The organism is Jeotgalicoccus saudimassiliensis, assembly GCF_000756715.1.
Taxonomy (GTDB): domain Bacteria; phylum Bacillota; class Bacilli; order Staphylococcales; family Salinicoccaceae; genus Jeotgalicoccus; species Jeotgalicoccus saudimassiliensis.
The window spans coordinates 1418575-1434626 of the sequence record NZ_CCSE01000001.1 but is presented as its reverse complement, the minus strand read 5'-3'; the positions used below and the strand labels follow the sequence as shown (position 1 = coordinate 1434626).

General features: G+C 41.5%; 17 protein-coding genes. 13 read left to right on the top strand and 4 right to left on the bottom strand.

All coding sequences use genetic code 11. The annotated features are described in order from the left end of the window. The first annotated feature begins 35 nt into the window (after positions 1-35). Complete coding sequence (locus RZ44_RS07110; RefSeq protein WP_035809874.1) at positions 36-407, top strand: YbgA family protein; 372 nt, start codon at positions 36-38, stop codon at positions 405-407. A 130-nt stretch (positions 408-537) separates the two neighbouring features. Here the strand turns inward: RZ44_RS07110 and RZ44_RS07105 are convergent, their stop codons facing one another. Beyond that, complete coding sequence (locus RZ44_RS07105) at positions 538-1020, bottom strand: CHAP domain-containing protein (RefSeq protein ID WP_035809872.1); 483 nt, start codon at positions 1018-1020, stop codon at positions 538-540. Positions 1021-1271: 251 nt separating this feature from the next. Between RZ44_RS07105 and RZ44_RS07100 the strand changes: the two genes are divergently transcribed. From RZ44_RS07100 to RZ44_RS07085, 4 genes are all read left to right on the top strand, one after another. Then, complete coding sequence (locus tag RZ44_RS07100) at positions 1272-1859, top strand: class I SAM-dependent DNA methyltransferase (protein WP_035809870.1); 588 nt, start codon at positions 1272-1274, stop codon at positions 1857-1859. 21 nt (positions 1860-1880) lie between these two features. Beyond that, entirely contained in the window at positions 1881-2699 is an 819-nt protein-coding gene (locus RZ44_RS07095; RefSeq protein WP_035809869.1) for a sulfite exporter TauE/SafE family protein, read from the top strand. A 34-nt stretch (positions 2700-2733) separates the two neighbouring features. After that, on the top strand, positions 2734-3594 hold the full coding sequence (locus RZ44_RS07090; protein WP_231856256.1) for a DUF368 domain-containing protein: 861 nt from the start codon (positions 2734-2736) through the stop codon (positions 3592-3594). Positions 3595-3766: 172 nt separating this feature from the next. After that, positions 3767-4636, top strand: a complete 870-nt coding sequence (locus RZ44_RS07085) for a cation diffusion facilitator family transporter (protein WP_035809868.1) — start codon at positions 3767-3769, stop codon at positions 4634-4636. Positions 4637-4678: 42 nt separating this feature from the next. Here the strand turns inward: RZ44_RS07085 and RZ44_RS07080 are convergent, their stop codons facing one another. Then, positions 4679-4963 (bottom strand): GNAT family N-acetyltransferase, encoded by a 285-nt coding sequence (locus RZ44_RS07080; RefSeq protein ID WP_035809866.1) that lies wholly within the window; start codon positions 4961-4963, stop codon positions 4679-4681. Between the two features lie 61 nt (positions 4964-5024). Continuing rightward, a complete protein-coding gene (locus tag RZ44_RS07075) occupies positions 5025-5939 on the bottom strand; it encodes a LysR family transcriptional regulator (protein ID WP_035809863.1) in 915 nt (304 codons plus the stop codon). Between the two features lie 123 nt (positions 5940-6062). Here RZ44_RS07075 and RZ44_RS07070 point away from each other — a divergent pair, with 123 nt between their 5' ends. From RZ44_RS07070 to RZ44_RS07035, 8 genes are all read left to right on the top strand, one after another. Continuing rightward, positions 6063-7154: a 5-methyltetrahydropteroyltriglutamate--homocysteine S-methyltransferase gene (locus RZ44_RS07070; RefSeq protein WP_035809862.1), complete on the top strand. Its 1092-nt coding sequence runs from the start codon at positions 6063-6065 to the stop codon at positions 7152-7154. Positions 7155-7169: 15 nt separating this feature from the next. Beyond that, positions 7170-8525: an MFS transporter gene (locus RZ44_RS07065; RefSeq protein ID WP_052108880.1), complete on the top strand. Its 1356-nt coding sequence runs from the start codon at positions 7170-7172 to the stop codon at positions 8523-8525. Between the two features lie 174 nt (positions 8526-8699). Beyond that, positions 8700-9842, top strand: a complete 1143-nt coding sequence (locus tag RZ44_RS07060) for a globin domain-containing protein (RefSeq protein WP_035809861.1) — start codon at positions 8700-8702, stop codon at positions 9840-9842. Between the two features lie 117 nt (positions 9843-9959). Beyond that, positions 9960-10637, top strand: coding sequence for a response regulator transcription factor (locus RZ44_RS07055; protein ID WP_035809859.1), 678 nt, complete (start codon positions 9960-9962; stop codon positions 10635-10637). Further along, the gene (locus tag RZ44_RS07050) at positions 10634-12019 is read left to right on the top strand and encodes a sensor histidine kinase (RefSeq protein ID WP_035809857.1); all 1386 of its coding nucleotides are present in this window, start codon (positions 10634-10636) and stop codon (positions 12017-12019) included. Before RZ44_RS07055 ends, RZ44_RS07050 begins: the two co-directional genes overlap by 4 nt. A gap of 82 nt (positions 12020-12101) precedes the next feature. Continuing rightward, positions 12102-13130 carry an ABC transporter permease gene (locus tag RZ44_RS07045; RefSeq protein ID WP_035809855.1) on the top strand — a complete coding sequence of 343 codons (1029 nt, stop codon included), beginning with the start codon at positions 12102-12104 and terminating at the stop codon, positions 13128-13130. 1 nt (position 13131) lies between these two features. Continuing rightward, positions 13132-13812, top strand: a complete 681-nt coding sequence (locus RZ44_RS07040; RefSeq protein ID WP_035809853.1) for an ABC transporter ATP-binding protein — start codon at positions 13132-13134, stop codon at positions 13810-13812. Positions 13813-13910: 98 nt separating this feature from the next. Beyond that, on the top strand, positions 13911-15320 hold the full coding sequence (locus tag RZ44_RS07035) for a YfcC family protein (protein WP_035809850.1): 1410 nt from the start codon (positions 13911-13913) through the stop codon (positions 15318-15320). A 49-nt stretch (positions 15321-15369) separates the two neighbouring features. Here RZ44_RS07035 and RZ44_RS07030 read toward each other — a convergent pair whose 3' ends face one another. Then, positions 15370-16035 carry an SDR family oxidoreductase gene (locus RZ44_RS07030; RefSeq protein WP_035809848.1) on the bottom strand — a complete coding sequence of 222 codons (666 nt, stop codon included), beginning with the start codon at positions 16033-16035 and terminating at the stop codon, positions 15370-15372. Positions 16036-16052: the final 17 nt, after the last annotated feature.

The following is a 16052-nucleotide window of genomic DNA, read 5'->3' as shown; positions in this document are numbered from 1 at the left end:
AAGATAATTAAAGTGTAAAGGAAAGAAGGGGTCTGATGAAACGGCGTGGAATGATTGAAAAACTGTGGACAGAAGAAAAATATAAAGTTATGATGCATTCGCAAAAACATTATAATTTAATCAGGGAAGAATTGAAAAAAGATATCTCAATAGAAACGCTGGAAATATTGATTAATGATGCATTTAAAATTACGCCGGAATCTGGTTCTGTAATCAATACAGCTGATCATATGTGGGGATATTTTAAAAAAGTATGTACGGCTGCAGAGAAAAATGAATATATGCGTTTAAAAGAAGCTTATAAAAAAGAAGAGGTGCCGGCTGAAAAGATGCTGGCTTTTATTAGAAAGTCAGCAGATAAATACGAAGTGGATTACTTGCAAAAATCTACTGTGTTGCATAAATAAAAAATACAGCACGTCAATAACGTACTGTACTTAGAGGTGAGCGATTATTATACTGAATATGCTAGGATGATGAAGCCAATCGGGCACCGACGGGAAGTACAACCTTATTTTCTTGTTTAGCCCCATGATATTATCCTCTGCCGGCGTGTTTATTTACTTTAGGATGAATATATTTATAATCAGCAGCTTCTTCTGTTGTAATTGTTCGCTCTGAAACTTCATATGCTTCAAGGAAATTCATTTCCGACACAGCGAATGAACCGTCTTCATAGACAGTTTCAATGTAGGCAACGTGCCCGATTTCACCGCGGTCACTCTGCATTAATGAACCTTCTTCAGGTACATTATTTACAACATAGCCGTCATCTTCTGCACGCTCTGCCCAGTACTCAGCATCGTTCCATGTTCGTTCTATCATCATGCCGTCTTCCTTAACTTTATCGAAAACATAGTACGTACATTCTCCCTGATCATATGTATTATTTTCCATAGGATTAGGTGTGAGAATAATTCTAAGTTCTTCTATTAAGCCATCATCAGTTTTACTGTCTGCATAAACTAAACCAAATGCCGCAGCAGCGGTAATGATGATGGGAAGTATAATTCTTTTCATAAAATATAGTGTCCTCTCCAAAATGTAACGCTATGCGTTATTTAATAACTATATGCATTATAACCTATATGTGGCAGGCTTTCTCTGAATTTGAACTGCTGTTGTGTTTCACATATATTGTAAAGGAAATATAGAAAAGTATAAAGTTTAAAGAAGGTGCTGCTCGTTCACCTGGTAAAGTTCGGAGAGATGTATCTCGGCAGTGTAAGTAGTACAATGAGGAATATACTAAGTAAAAGGTAGGAGACTATATGGCTGAAAATATATTTAACAGAATGGCAAAGAAGTATGACAATGAACAGAGAATTGAACTGGCTAATACAGTAGCAGTAGAAGTGAGAAAACATTTACCTGCTGATTCTAATAAAACATTAATAGATTACGGCTGCGGGACCGGACTCATTGGTCTTCAGTTTACCGATTATTTTAAACAGCTGATTTTCAGTGATATCTCAGAAGGTATGATGGAAGTTGTTAGTGAAAAGATTGAAGCGGGCAATGTCAAAAATGCTGAAACGAGAGCAGCAGATGAACTGAATGAAAGTGAAGCCGATGTAATTATTGTGTCACTCGTAATGCTGCATGTACCTGAATATAAAGAATTGATTAAAAAACTATATACCTTATTAAATGATTCGGGTCAGCTGATTATTGCTGATTTTGATAAGAACGAAACAGTATATCATGAGAAAGTACACAATGGATTCACACACGATGAAATGCACTCGGCCTTAATCGATGCAGGTTTTAAAACTGCAGTTATCAAGACGTTTTATCGCGGTGAAAATATATTTATGAACAAAGATGCTTCAGTGTTTATTGCATCAGCGGTAAAATAATTTAAAAGGGAGAGGATGGCTATGGAATTCATACTGCTTGCAGTAACCGGTACGATTGCAGCAATAGTCGGCTCACTGATCGGGCTCGGCGGCGGTATAGTCATCGTTCCCGTTCTTATATTTTTAGGAGCAGAACTTGGTCTGCTGGAGGACATTACGCCGCAAATTGCTGTCGGTACTTCGAGTCTTGTGCTTGTATTTATCGGCTTATCGTCTGTTATTTCATATAATAAAAATAAACAAGTCGACTGGAAGAACGGAAAGTATCTGTTGTTCGGTATTATTCCCGGAGCAATGCTTGGTTCATATACAAGCAGTCTGTTTACAGTGGACAGTTTGAAGCTGTATTTCGGTCTTTTTATTATTCTGGTCAGTTTTATACTGCTTGCGCGCGATAAAATTAAACCGTTTAAAATATTTCAGAATGAAAAATATATCAGACCCCATACTGACGGGACAGGAAAAGTACATTACTACGGTTTCCCGCCTTACATAGGAGTACTCGGGAGTTTACTTGCAGGTTTTGCTGCAGGACTGTTCGGCGTCGGAGGCGGTGCCTTAATGACACCGATGATGATTATTTTATTTTTAATGCCGCCGTCAATCGCGGTCGGTACGAGTATGTTTTTAGTATTGTTTGGCAGTATCTCATCTGCAACAGGCCATCTGATTCAGGGAAATATTCATTTTCTGTACGCACTGACACTGATTCCGGCCGCATACTTAGGAGCGAAGTTCGGTGTTAAACTGAATAGAAAACTCGATTCAAATACTGTTGTCTTTATATTGAGGATGGTTCTTCTCTTACTCGGCATATATATGATTATTGACAGTTGGTAAAATGTGATAAAATATACAGAGTAAATTACAAAGAATGGAACTGAATATATATATGTTTAATTGGAAAAATGTGCCGAAAGGCTTTTTAATGGGGATTGTTGAATTGGTACCCGGCGTCAGCAGCGGTACAATGGCGTTATTATTAGGAATTTACGATCAGTTTCTAGGTGCAATCAGCCGCATAGTATCAAAGTATTATAAACAGGCATTAGCATTTTTACTGCCTTTAGTAATTGGTATGGCAATTGCAATATTAACGATGTCTTCAGTTCTCGATTACTTTTTACAAAACCACACGATTCCGACGCACTGGTTCTTTATGGGAATGGTGCTCGGTGTTATACCGATGATGATAAGAATTTCAAATGTTAAAGCAGAATTCAGAGCAATACATTTTATATTGATACTTATCGGTATTGCAATACTGTATGCCATGTCTATGTTTAACGCTGATGCGCCGCCGGCAAGTAGTGCGGGTATGGGTGCAGGTGATTTGATTAAGTACTTTGTGACAGGTGTCCTGGCAGCCTCAATGATGCTGCTTCCGGGTATTTCCGGTTCGCTTGTGATGCTAATTCTCGGAGTTTATCCGGTAGTAATTTATGCAATTAATGAATTTACATCCCTTAATTTCGAAGTATTACCAATACTAATTTCTACAGGTCTCGGCATTGTGACAGGTGTGCTGGTTGCGAGCAGAATCATTTCGCACCTGCTTAAAAACTATACTTACCTGACTTATGCAGCAATTATCGGCTTATTATTCGGCTCGACATTTGCTATTTATCCAGGCCTGCCCGTCAGTGCTGCAAGCTGGATAGTATCTATTATTGTCTTTATATCCGGTTTATTTATCAGCTATATTTTCGGCAAACAGCAAAATGACACTCCTTAATTAAAGGAGTGTCATTTTTATGGGAAAATAAAGGGTACTGCAAGATAAAATTTAGGCTGATCTAAAAATTTATTTCATACAATAGAAAGTTTGCTGCAAGAGTCAAAAGCTGTTGAAAATAATTTGATTACAGTGCATAATTAATCTCCACTTACTTTTAGGAGCTGTCATTATGGGTAATATAAATAATTTAAAACTTGCCCAGCGGGGCGCTTACTTAAGTATCGTTACGTATATCATTCTATCTATAGTGAAATATTATTTCGGCATGCAGTACGAATCAGCGGCAGTACGTGCCGATGCATTAAATAATATGACGGATATATTTGCCTCTGTTGCGGTACTGATCGGTCTGAAGATTTCCATCAGGCCGCCGGATGCCAACCATCCGTACGGGCATTTAAAATCCGAAAACATTGCTTCGCTGCTCGTATCTTTTATCATTATCTTTGTCGGAGTCCAGGTGCTGATAAAAAACATACCGGCAATCTTTTCGCCCGTCGTCTCGACACCAAATCCAATCGTGATTTATATAAGTATTGCCGGGGGGCTTGTGATGTTCACGGTATATCTGATTAACGCAAAATTATCACGGAAAACGAACAGCAGCTCGCTTAAATCCGCAGCTATGGACAATCTGTCAGACAGTATAATCAGTCTCGGCACAGCGGCAGGACTCGTGCTGACGCAGCTCGGCCTGCCGATTGCGGACGTTATCATTGCGTCGATACTTGGCGTGCTGATTATATATACCGGCTTTAAAATATTAAAAGACGCGGTCTTCGCATTGAGCGACGGTTATAATGATGCTGACTTAATAGATCATAAAGAAGATGTGCTTGAAGTTGACGGCGTACTGGATGTTAAATCCATTAAAGGCCGCTATCACGGCAGCAGTATCTTTTTAGATGTAACAATTATTGTAAATCCGGGCATTTCGATTACAGAAGCCCACTATATATGTGACCGGGTTGAAGAACACATGCATAATAAAGGGATTATGTCCCTCTATGTACATCCGGAACCGCTGCTCGACGAATAGAAATATCCCTTTAAGACTTGTGCAGTCTTAAAGGGATATTTTTTATGCTTCTCTGAAAATAACATCCTTATACTTATCGTTATATTCATCAAAACGCTTGGCTACGAACGGGCACCTTCCGATTAATCTCAAATCGTTTTCGCGGGCATAGTCGGCCGCTGCATCGAGCAGCACGTCGCCGTATCCTTCTCCGCGGAGTTCTTCTTTTACTACGACGCTATCTATAACAAGTTTATTTTTTTTATCGGGAAGATACGTTAATTCCCCATCCGGGTTCTGCGCATCATCTCCGAAATAAAACTTGTTTGTTCCATGCTTAATATCCATGTAAGAACACCTCCGTAATTTTTCATTAATAATACTATACCCGTTAGAAAGTTTTTAACACTTAAAGCAGATTATAACTTTCAATTGTTCTAACGAGTTCTTCAAGATAAAGTTTCGCAACTCTGCTGAGTTGTGCCTTGTTGTTCGTTACCGTGCCGACTTTAATTTCATCATTCACATCGAGCGGTACTGGAATGATGTCTGTTCCGTTTAATTCCTCGCTTAATATACCGCTTGATATCGTATAGCCGTTTAACCCGATCATACAGTTGAATATCGTTGCTCTGTCACTGACCAGAATATTTTTCGGACTGTGCAGTGTACTCAGTATTTCTTCGGAGAAATAGAAGGAGCTGTGCTCACCCTGGTCAAAAGACAGTCTTGGATACGGTTCAAGGTCTTCCAGTGTTACTTTATCTTTCTGTGCGAGCGGATTTGTTTTACTGATAAAGACATGAGGTCTTGCCGTAAACAGCAACTCAAATGTCAGATGATTTTCTTTTAACAGCTGTGTCAGTATTTTTTCATTAAAATTGTTCATATACATCACACCGATTTCACTCTTTAAGTTTTTTACATCATCGATGATTTCATATGTACGTGTTTCACGCAGTGAGAACTGATATTTATCGCCGCCGTGGAGTTTAATCATTCTGACCATCGCATCGACGGAAAATGAATAGTGCTGGGTCGATACCGACAGCAGCTGTTCCTGATACGGCATATCTAGATATTTATTTTCCAACAGCTCTACCTGCTCTGTAATCTGGCGTGCATAACTCAGAAACTCGGCACCGTCCGGACTCAGGACGATACCTGTTGAAGTCCTTTTTAAAATTGTAATGCCCATTTCACGTTCCAGCTCTTTAATCGCTTTCGATAAAGTTGGCTGGGATATATATAAATTCTTCGCTGCTTCGTTAATGGAACCGCTGTTGACGACGGCAATTAAATACTTTAACTGTTGAAGTGTCATAAGATTCTCCTTTGGTTATAGCTGAAAGTTATAACGAGTAATGAATTTAATCAGTTAGTCTATATCTTACAGGCGTGATAGTATTTAAACAATCATTAAAAAGAGATGGAGTGGCAAATACATATGACTAAAGAGATATACAGAGCAGACCACGTAGGGAGTCTGTTAAGACCGGCAGAACTGAAAGAAGCACGCAGACAATTCGAAAATAACGATATTACAATTGAAGACCTTCGAGCCGTAGAAGATAAAGCAATTGCAAATGCGGTTCAAAAACAAAAAGAAGCGGGATTAAAAGCAGTTACTGACGGGGAGTACCGACGTGCATGGTGGCACTTCGATTTCCTCGAAGGATTAAAAGGTGTGGAAGGTTCCGATACAGGCAGCGGAATCGCATTTAAAGAACGCCAGACGAAATCACGCGCTATTAAAGTCACAGGCAAAGTGGATTTTGATGGACACAGAGAAATAGAATTCTTTAAATATCTACAGGAGCAGGCCGGAGGAACGACAGCGAAATACGCAATTCCGAGTCCGAGCATGCTGCACTTCAGAGGAGAAATTGATAAGAGCGTCTACCCTGACGAAGAAGAGTTCTTTAACGATCTTGCGGCAGCATATAAAAAAGTTCTGCAGGGATTCTACGATGCAGGATGCCGTTATCTGCAGCTGGATGATACTTCATGGGGCTACTTCTGTTCAGATGAAGAAAGACAGAAGTTAATCGATAAAGGAATTGACCCTGAATACTTAAAAGAGAAGTATTTGGAAGTATTAAATAAAGCAGTTGATGGCCGTCCGGATGACTTTAAAATTACTATGCACATCTGCCGCGGGAACTTCCGTTCAACATGGATCTCTTCAGGCGGCTATGAGCCGGTAGCGGAAATGCTGTTCGGACGTTTAAACATCGATGGATTCTTCCTCGAGTATGACAGCGATCGAGCAGGCGGATTCGAACCGCTCCGTCACGTGAACCGTAAGGATTTAACAATTGTTCTTGGCCTTGTAACTTCTAAAAGCGGTGAACTTGAAGATGCGGAGGATATTAAAGCGCGTATTGATGAAGCGGCTCAGTTTGTACCGCTCGATCAGCTGGCGCTCAGCCCGCAATGCGGCTTCGCATCGACTGAAGAAGGTAACGTGCTCACAGAAGAAGAACAATGGAATAAATTAAAATACGTCACGGATATCGCAGCTGACGTCTGGAAATAGAAAGGGGACATGTGAATGGCAACTATTAACCCGGAAACGGTTATTGCAAACAGTAAATTCAACAAATTCCACCTGCTCGTGTTTATATGGTGTTTTATCGCAATTGCTTCTGACGGATTTGATATTGCAGTTTACGGACTTGGACTGCCGCAAATGATGAGCGATTTTGAAATTACACCTGCGACAGCGGGTGCGATAGGCAGCTACGCCATGATGGGCATGATGATTGGGACATTTGTATTAGGCACGATGACCGATGTAATCGGCCGTAAAAGAGTGTTGGCAATCTGTCTGGTGATTATCGGCTTATTCAACTTCCTTGCCGGTTTTGCACCGAATGAAACGGTCTTTGTAATCTTCCGTTTTATCGCGTCAATTGGTATGGGCGGATTAATGCCTGCTGTTATTTCACTGATGGCTGAATACTCGCCGCGTAAAAACCGTGCGATGATTGTTGCTTTGATGTATTGCGGGTACTCAATCGGTACGATTGGTGCATCGCTTCTCGGGATTTACTTCCTTGAGTATTTAAGCTGGAGACTGTTTTTCTGGGTTAGTATTTTTACAGTAGTTATAACGCCGTTCTTCCTGAAGCAATTCCCTGAATCGATCTCATTCCATCTCGCACGGGGAAATAAAGAAAAAATTGCAGATATTTTAAACAGAGCGACAGGGACTGACAAATACAGTGCTGCTGACGAGTATGCAATACCGGATACGGCTAGTGTAGAAAAAGGTCTGCCGTTTAAGAAAATATTCAGTGAACGGAAAGCACTGTCGACAATTATGTTCTGGATTGCAGTAATAAGCTGCCTCCTGATGATTTCGGGCCTTGGTACATGGCTGCCGAATATCATGCAGGAATCCGGCTACGGGGTATCATCGGCGATGATCTTTACGATGACACTGGCAGTCGGCCAGATGTCGGGTTCTCTCGCCGGAGGCTATATGGTGGATAAAATCGGCCACCGCAATGTACTCCTGACGCTTCTCGGAACAGGTGCAGCAGCATTTGTCCTGTTAAGCCTGACGGGCTCCACAGTACTGCTGTTTGTTCTTATAGCAGTAGCAGGCGCATGCACAGCCGGTTCACAAAACCTGATTAACCCTTATATAACGATGTTCTATCCGTCGGATATACGCGGTTCCGGTTTAAGCATTGCTGTCGGTATGGGACGCATCGGTTCAATTACAGGACCGCTCCTGATCGGCTGGGTGCTGATGACTAATATGCCCGCACAGCTGTCGTTTTTAGGATTCGCTTTACCTTGTATTACTGCATTCTGTGCGCTGCTATTTGTGCAGGAACAGTATGGTACCGAAGTTCAGAAAGGCCGTTTCAGAAAAGTAAAAGAAGCGGCTGCAGTGTAAATTTTTCAAGACGTGAATTTTACTCCGATTCACGTCTTTTTTCTATACTTTTAATGGGATGTCAAAAAATATTCATATCTTTGTGAAAATTTTAACAATGAAAGCGTGTTCTGTTGAGATAAGTGAAGAAGTATTAGATAATGTAATAAATACAACAAATTAGGAGTGTTTTATATGGTCAACAAGGAAGAAATCGAAATTATTCACAGTACAATTCCAATTTTACAAGATAAAGGTGTTGAAATTACTTCTAAATTCTACAAGAGAATGTTTGAAAATCATCCTGAGCTGCGCAACATGTTTAACCAGCCTAACCATAAACAGGGACTGCAGTCGACTGCACTTGCAACTGCAGTACTTGCAGCTGCACAGCATATTGAGGACTTAACGCCGATCGTACCGGTAGTAATGCCGATTGCACACAAGCACTGCGGACTTGAAGTGCTGCCTGAACACTATCCAATCGTAGGTGAAAACCTGCTTGCTGCTATTCAGGAAGTTACAGGTCTGAAAGCTGATGATCCGATTATCCAGACTTGGGGTAAAGCATATGGTGAGATTGCCGATGCATTTATCGGAATTGAAAAAGATATCTATGCAGGTATGGCATGGGAAGGCTTCAAGCCATTTGAAGTTATCGGTGTCCGTGAAGAAACAGGTATTATTAAATCATTCACAGTTAAATCTGATGACATTACAGATATCCCGTATTCAGCAGGACAGTACATCACAGTAGATGTTCAGGTTCCGGGACTGCCTTACAGAGCAAAACGCCACTACTCAATCGTCGATGTTCAGGACGGCAAGCTGACTTTCGCGGTAAGAAAAGAAAATCTTAACGGCAACCGCGGTGAAGTATCGACATACCTGCATGAAGAAGTGAATACAGGCGACACGATTAATTTATCGGCGCCTGTTGGTGTATTCGGTGTTGAAAATGCTGATAAACCTCAGCTGTTCATCGGTTCAGGCATCGGTGTAACGCCGTTATTCCCAATGTACCGTGAAACAGCAGGTGCGAATGCTGACGCGCAGTTCATCCAGGTATCTGACAATGCAGACAATATTGCATTTGAAGTTGAACTTAAAAATATCGCAGAAGCTGAAAATGCAGAGCTGCACACTCACGTAAGAGACAAAGAAGGATTCCTGATGAGTGATGAGCTTCAGAAATTCCTTAAAGACGAACAGGAAATTTACGTCTGCGGCGGTGTGACATTCATTCAGTCAATCGTTAAGGAATTAGGAAAAGCAGGCGTTGATAAAGGACGTATTCACTACGAAATCTTTATCCCGCGCTTAAGTACAGCCGTATAATTTAATAATTGTATAGCCATCCGCATCAGCGGATGGTTTTTTTAATGAGTAATCTGAACTTAAGGATTTTTAAAGTGGTGATATAATACTGGTAATAACAGCCTGAGGAGGAGCGGTATGGAGAGAATATTAGTCGTTGACGACGATCCGAATATTGTAAAGTTTGTAACGCTGAATTTAACTGAAGCCGGATACCGTGTTGCAGCTGCGAACGACGGCAGACAGGCGCTTGCACGCCTGAAGGAAGCCCCGTGTTCTCTTGCAGTGGTCGATGTCATGATGCCTTATATGGGCGGTCTTGAGCTGACAAAAGCAATAAGGGAAGAGTATGATATTCCTGTAATTATATTAACAGCGAAAAGCCATATTGATGATAAGGCGGAAGGTTTTAAAGCGGGTACGGATGATTATCTCGTGAAGCCGTTTGAACCGCAGGAACTGATCTTCAGAATTGAAGCGCTGCTCCGCCGCTATAAAGCTGAAGGCGAAACAGACTCAATCCGAATCGGCAATGTCAGCATTTATCCCGACAATTATACTGTTGAAATCGAAGATAAGACGTATATGCTGCCGCTGAAAGAATTCGAGCTGCTGCAGCTGCTGGCGGAACATCCCGGTCAGGTGTTTTCCCGTGAACAGTTAATCGAGCAGATCTGGGGCATTTTTTATGAGGGGGACGAGCGCACTGTGGACGTTCACATTAAAAGACTCAGAACGAGATTTACTAAACTGACGGAAGATTTTACGATTAAGACCGTGCGGGGTGTCGGATACTTCCTGGAGCCGTGTGTATGAAGTCGTTATATGTAAAATTTGTCGTGATGACACTCGGTATCATGATACTGAGTTTCTTTATCGCATTTGTTGTGTCGAATGCGTACTATCAATTTAATTTAAAAGACAGCAACGATGAAAAGAATACGGTGATTGCAGCAGAAATCGCTGAATTTATAGAAGGCAATCCAGATGTGCAGATCGAAGATTATCTGTCGACTGTCGCTGCTTCAGGCTACCAGATGTACCTTGCGGACGGTGAGGCGCATAAATCGTTCTTCGGTGCAGACTTTAACGACCATAATCTGTCTTCGAATGTTGTGAAAAGCGTGCTTAACGGTGAAACGTATCATGGTATGGCGAATTTTGAGGCGGAAATATTTGTGACCGGATTTTTTGCCAATGAATTGACGAACACTATCGGTGTGCCGGTAAATCATGACGGTACAGCTTATGCGTTATTTATCCGTCCGGATATTAATCTCTTATTTAATGAAATGCATCTGTTATTCGGAATTCTGTTTATGCTGACTGTGCTGTTAAGTATTGTGCTAGTATTTATCAGTGCGCATTTCCTGATTAAACCTGTAACGAAACTGAGTGAAGCCACGAAGCTGCTTGCAGCAGGAGACTATTCTGTGCACGACCTTGATACGAACCGCAGGGACGAACTTGGAGAACTGTCATCCAACTTTGTGCGGATGTCGAGACAGATTGAATACAACGATAAAATACAAATGGATTTCATTTCGAACATATCCCACGATATCCAGTCGCCTCTGTCGAGTATTAAAGGTTATAACAAGCTGTTAAATAAACCGCTCACGGCAGCAGAGCGGAGCGAATATACTGAAACTGTCGATTTTGAAATAGACAGACTGTCAACGATGACAGAACAGCTGCTCATTTTATCTTCTATTGATCATGAAGATTATCTGCTCCGCAAGGAATCTTATAATTTAAGAGAACAGCTGGAGCGGCTGATTAAAGTATACGAGTGGAAGATTAACGAAAAAGGACTGATGCTGTCGCATAAACTTCAGGATACTGAAATTATGGCGGACAAAGCGCTGATGAACACGGTGTGGGATAACCTGCTGTCGAATGCTGTTAAGTATAACGGCGACGCAGGGAGCATCGATATAGAGATGACCCATTATAAAGCACACACTGTAATCAGAATAAGCGATACCGGCGAAGGTATTGATACCGTGAGCATCGATAAGATATTCGACAGATTTTACCGTGTGGATACTGCTCGTACGAGCAGTGTCAGCGGTACAGGTCTTGGTCTGTCAATCGTTAAAAAGATTCTCGAACTGCATAATGGTTCAATTAATGTAAGAAGCAGCGAAAACGGCACTGTCTTTACAGTCAGACTGCCGGTTGATACAGCAGAATAATATTTTTTCCTCCTCGTTCATAGTGAGTTCATATTCCGCGTGTAGAGTATGACTCACAGATGATTACGAGGAGGATTTTTTAATGAAGATGGCATGGAAAGAAATGAAAAAATACAAACTGCGGTATACGATTCTCGGATCGATTATATTTTTAATCAGTCTTTTAACATTAAGTATATCGGGGCTCGCGAGCGGTTTGTCACAGGATAATGCGGCATTAATTAAAAATATGCCGGAAGGTACGTTTTATATGGAAGAGAGTGCAGAAGAGAATCACAGTTTCTCAGCACTGTCTGATGAGCAGATTGACAGTCTTAAAGATGCAGACTCAGATGTTACATTATTCTCGATTCAAATGGGTGAGTTCCAGGATAATGAAGATAAAAAACACAGTCTGGCATATGTGAGTGCCGATGACTCAGTAATTTTCCCGGAAACAGCACCTGGTGAAATTGTAGTGGATCAGTCGTTCCAGGAAGAAGGATTTGAAGTTGGAGATACTGTTTCAACAAGCCTAATGGATAAAGATTTGACAATTACAGGCTTTGCCGAACAGGAAAAATTCAGCCACTCTCCAGTCGGATTTATTAACAGCGAAGATTTCTTTGAAATGTACAGAACGGATACATTCCAGCTGGCATTTACTACGGCGGCAGAAGAGCCGGTGGACGAACTTTCACACTTTAATAACGGGGATTTTCTAAATACAATTCCAAGTTACAGCGCAGAACAGATGTCATTGAACATGATTATTATTTTCCTGTACGTAATCAGCGGAATGTTATTTGCGATATTCTTTTACATGATTAATGTTCAGAAACTTGGTACATTCGGTATTTTAAAAGCAATCGGCGTGAAAACATTTACGCTGTTCAAAATGATGTGGACACAGATGTTTATCATCACAATTATTTCACTGCTCTTAGCTGTCGGCGTCAGCCAGTTATTTAACATGTTCGCACCGAGCGGTATGCCGTTCCACTTAACAGCGAGCATGGTGCTGCTGTCATCAGGGGCGTTCATGATTATCGGATTCATTGGTGCGACACTGTCAGGTATTCAGATAAAGCAGGTAGAACCGATGCAGGCAATTAACCAGGGAGGCGCATAAAATGAGTTTATTCCAATTAGAAGATATTAAAAAAGAATTCAAGCACGGCAGTACGAAAGAACAAATCTTAAAAGGTATCGATCTCGAATTAAATAAAGGAGAACTGACGGCACTGGTCGGTGCTTCGGGTTCCGGTAAAAGTACGCTCTTAACAATCGCCGCGGGACTGCAGGACTTAAGCGACGGTTCAATTACATTCGGCGGAAAAAATATGTCGGCAATGAACGCAGAAGGTGTCCGTGAAATCAGAGCGAAGCATTTCGGTTTTGTTTTCCAGCACGCTCACCTTGTACCATTCCTTACTGTGAGAGAACAGCTTGAGCTGATGCTTGATACTGCTGAAACGAAATGGTCCAAAAAATCGAGAGCGGCACGTATCGAAGATGCGCTGACAACTGTCGATATGCGGGAGCATAAAGACAGCTATCCTGAAAACTTATCAGGCGGAGAAAAACAGCGTGTGGCAATTGCCCGTGCAATTATCCATGAACCTCAAATACTATTTGCCGATGAACCGACGGCAAGTCTCGATTCAAAACGTTCGGTTGAAGTGATAGAATTAATTGAGAGACTGGCACGGGAATTAAATATTACAGTGCTGATGGTTACGCACGATAACGATATGCTGGAGTATGCAGAACGTATTGTTGAGATGAAAGATGGTAAAATTATCGAATTTTAGAGAAGATGGGTCATAGACTCGTCTTTTTTTATCCACTTTAGTACTTTTAGGCAGAGTTCATATGAGTTACAATGAAAAATAAAAAAGGAAGTTTACATATGAGCAATGATCAGAAAAAGAAAAGCGGATTCAAAATGCCGCATATCTATGTAATATTATTTGTATTCGGTATCGTTGCAGCAGCTGCAACTTATTTAATTCCAGCTGGTGAATTCGACCGTATTGAATTGGAAAACGGCCGTGCAGCAGTAGATCCGGAATCATTTACATATCTTGAATCGACACCGACAGGCTTAACGGAATTTATAACGGCAATTCCGCGCGGACTTGTCGACGCAGGTGAAGTTGTATTCTTCACGCTGATTATCGGCGGAATGTTTATGGTACTGCGTGAAAGCGGGATTATAGAAATTGCTGTTGATAAAATGGCGCGTAAGTTTTCGAAGAAAAGTATTTTTATTATACCGGTGCTCGTTGCAGTATTTGCAGCAGTTGCGACATTAATCGGTACAGCAGAATTGTCACTGGTTTATATCCCGGTCATTATTCCGCTGGTTATCGCTCTTGGCTATGATTCGATGACCGCCGCTGCGATAGCGCTCTGCGGAACGGTAATCGGATATACAGTGGGCGTGCTGAACCCTATTAATACAGGGCTTGCACAGACAATCGCAGAAATTCCAACGTTCTCAGGACTTGGATTCAGATTGATACTATTTGTTATCGTCTTAGCAGTAACAGCGTTATTTATAATGAGGTATGCCAGAAAAGTACAGAAAAATCCGGAAGCAAGTTTAGTGTATGAAGATGATGCAGAGAAACGTGAAATGTACTCAGCTATCGGGGATTCTGCACCATTAACTGCAACTAAGCGTCAGATTGCCGGAGCATTTTTTATCTTAATCTTTTTCGGTATTCTGATTTGGGGAGTAACAACGCAGGGCTGGTTCATGATTGAAATGGCAGGGCTGTTCATTATTATGGGTGTAACTGTCGGTCTTATTTCAGGTTTAAACCTTACGAGTATCAGTGAAGCATTTACTAAAGGTTTCAGAGAAGTATTAATGGGTGCGATTATCGTCGGCCTGGCACGTTCAGTTGCAGTAATACTGGAAGACGGTCAGGTTATGGATACAATCGTTAACGGACTGGGTACTGTAGTCGGGGAATTACCGCCGGTACTTGCTGCGGCAGGTATGTACTTTGTCCAGCTGCTTATTAACTTCGTTATCCCTTCAGGATCAGGCCAGGCGTTAGTAACAATGCCGATTATGGCGCCGCTCGCTGATATGGTTAACGTAACACGCCAGACAGCAGTTCTTGCATTCCAGCTGGGTGACGGATTCGCACATATTTTATATCCGACGAGCGGATACTTTATGGCTGCGCTGGCACTGGCAGGAGTAGAATGGCACAAGTGGATCAGATTCTTCTTCCCGCTGTTTATAATCTTCATGGTGATTTCTTTAAGTGCATTAACAATCGCGCAGATTACAGGATGGTCATAAAATGAGAAAAGGCAGAAATCCATTTGGATTTCTGCCTTTTTTAATATCATTATTTATTATTAAAATTTTTAACAGCTTCAGGTGCAGGCGTACTGCCGTCCAGCACCTGAAGCTCTTTGCCGCGGTTACTTTCATCTGTTACTACTTCATAGAGAACGTGTGCCACGTTTTCGCGTGAAACATCACCAACATCCTCGAAGTATAAGTCGACATCAACTTTGCCGCTGCCGTCTTCATCTGTCAGTATACCGGGATGGACTATTGTGTATGTCAGCCCGGAATTTCTTAAATGAACATCAGCATGATGTTTCGCAATTGTGTACGGTTTAAGTTTTTCTGCACCGGGTGCATCGAATGCTTCCCTTCTTGAATCCCAGGTAGACACCATAACAAAATGTTTTACACCGGCATCTTTACTTGCATCGACTGCCTTTACCGCCCCGTCAAGGTCGACGATAATCGTCTGATCGGCTCCTGTGCCGCCGCCGGATCCAACTGAAAAGACCACCTGTTCAAAGCCTTTTATTTTTTCTGCGAGTTCTTCGATGGAATCTTTCTCAACATCGATTAATAATGCTTTTACATCTTTATTGTTCAGATCCGAAACTTGTTCATCTTTACGGACACCTGCTGTAAAGTCCGCAGAATTTTCTTTAAGCTGCTGTACGAGGTGTGTTCCGACCCCGCCGTTTGCTCCGATAACTAAAATACTCATCTAAATACACTCCTTAA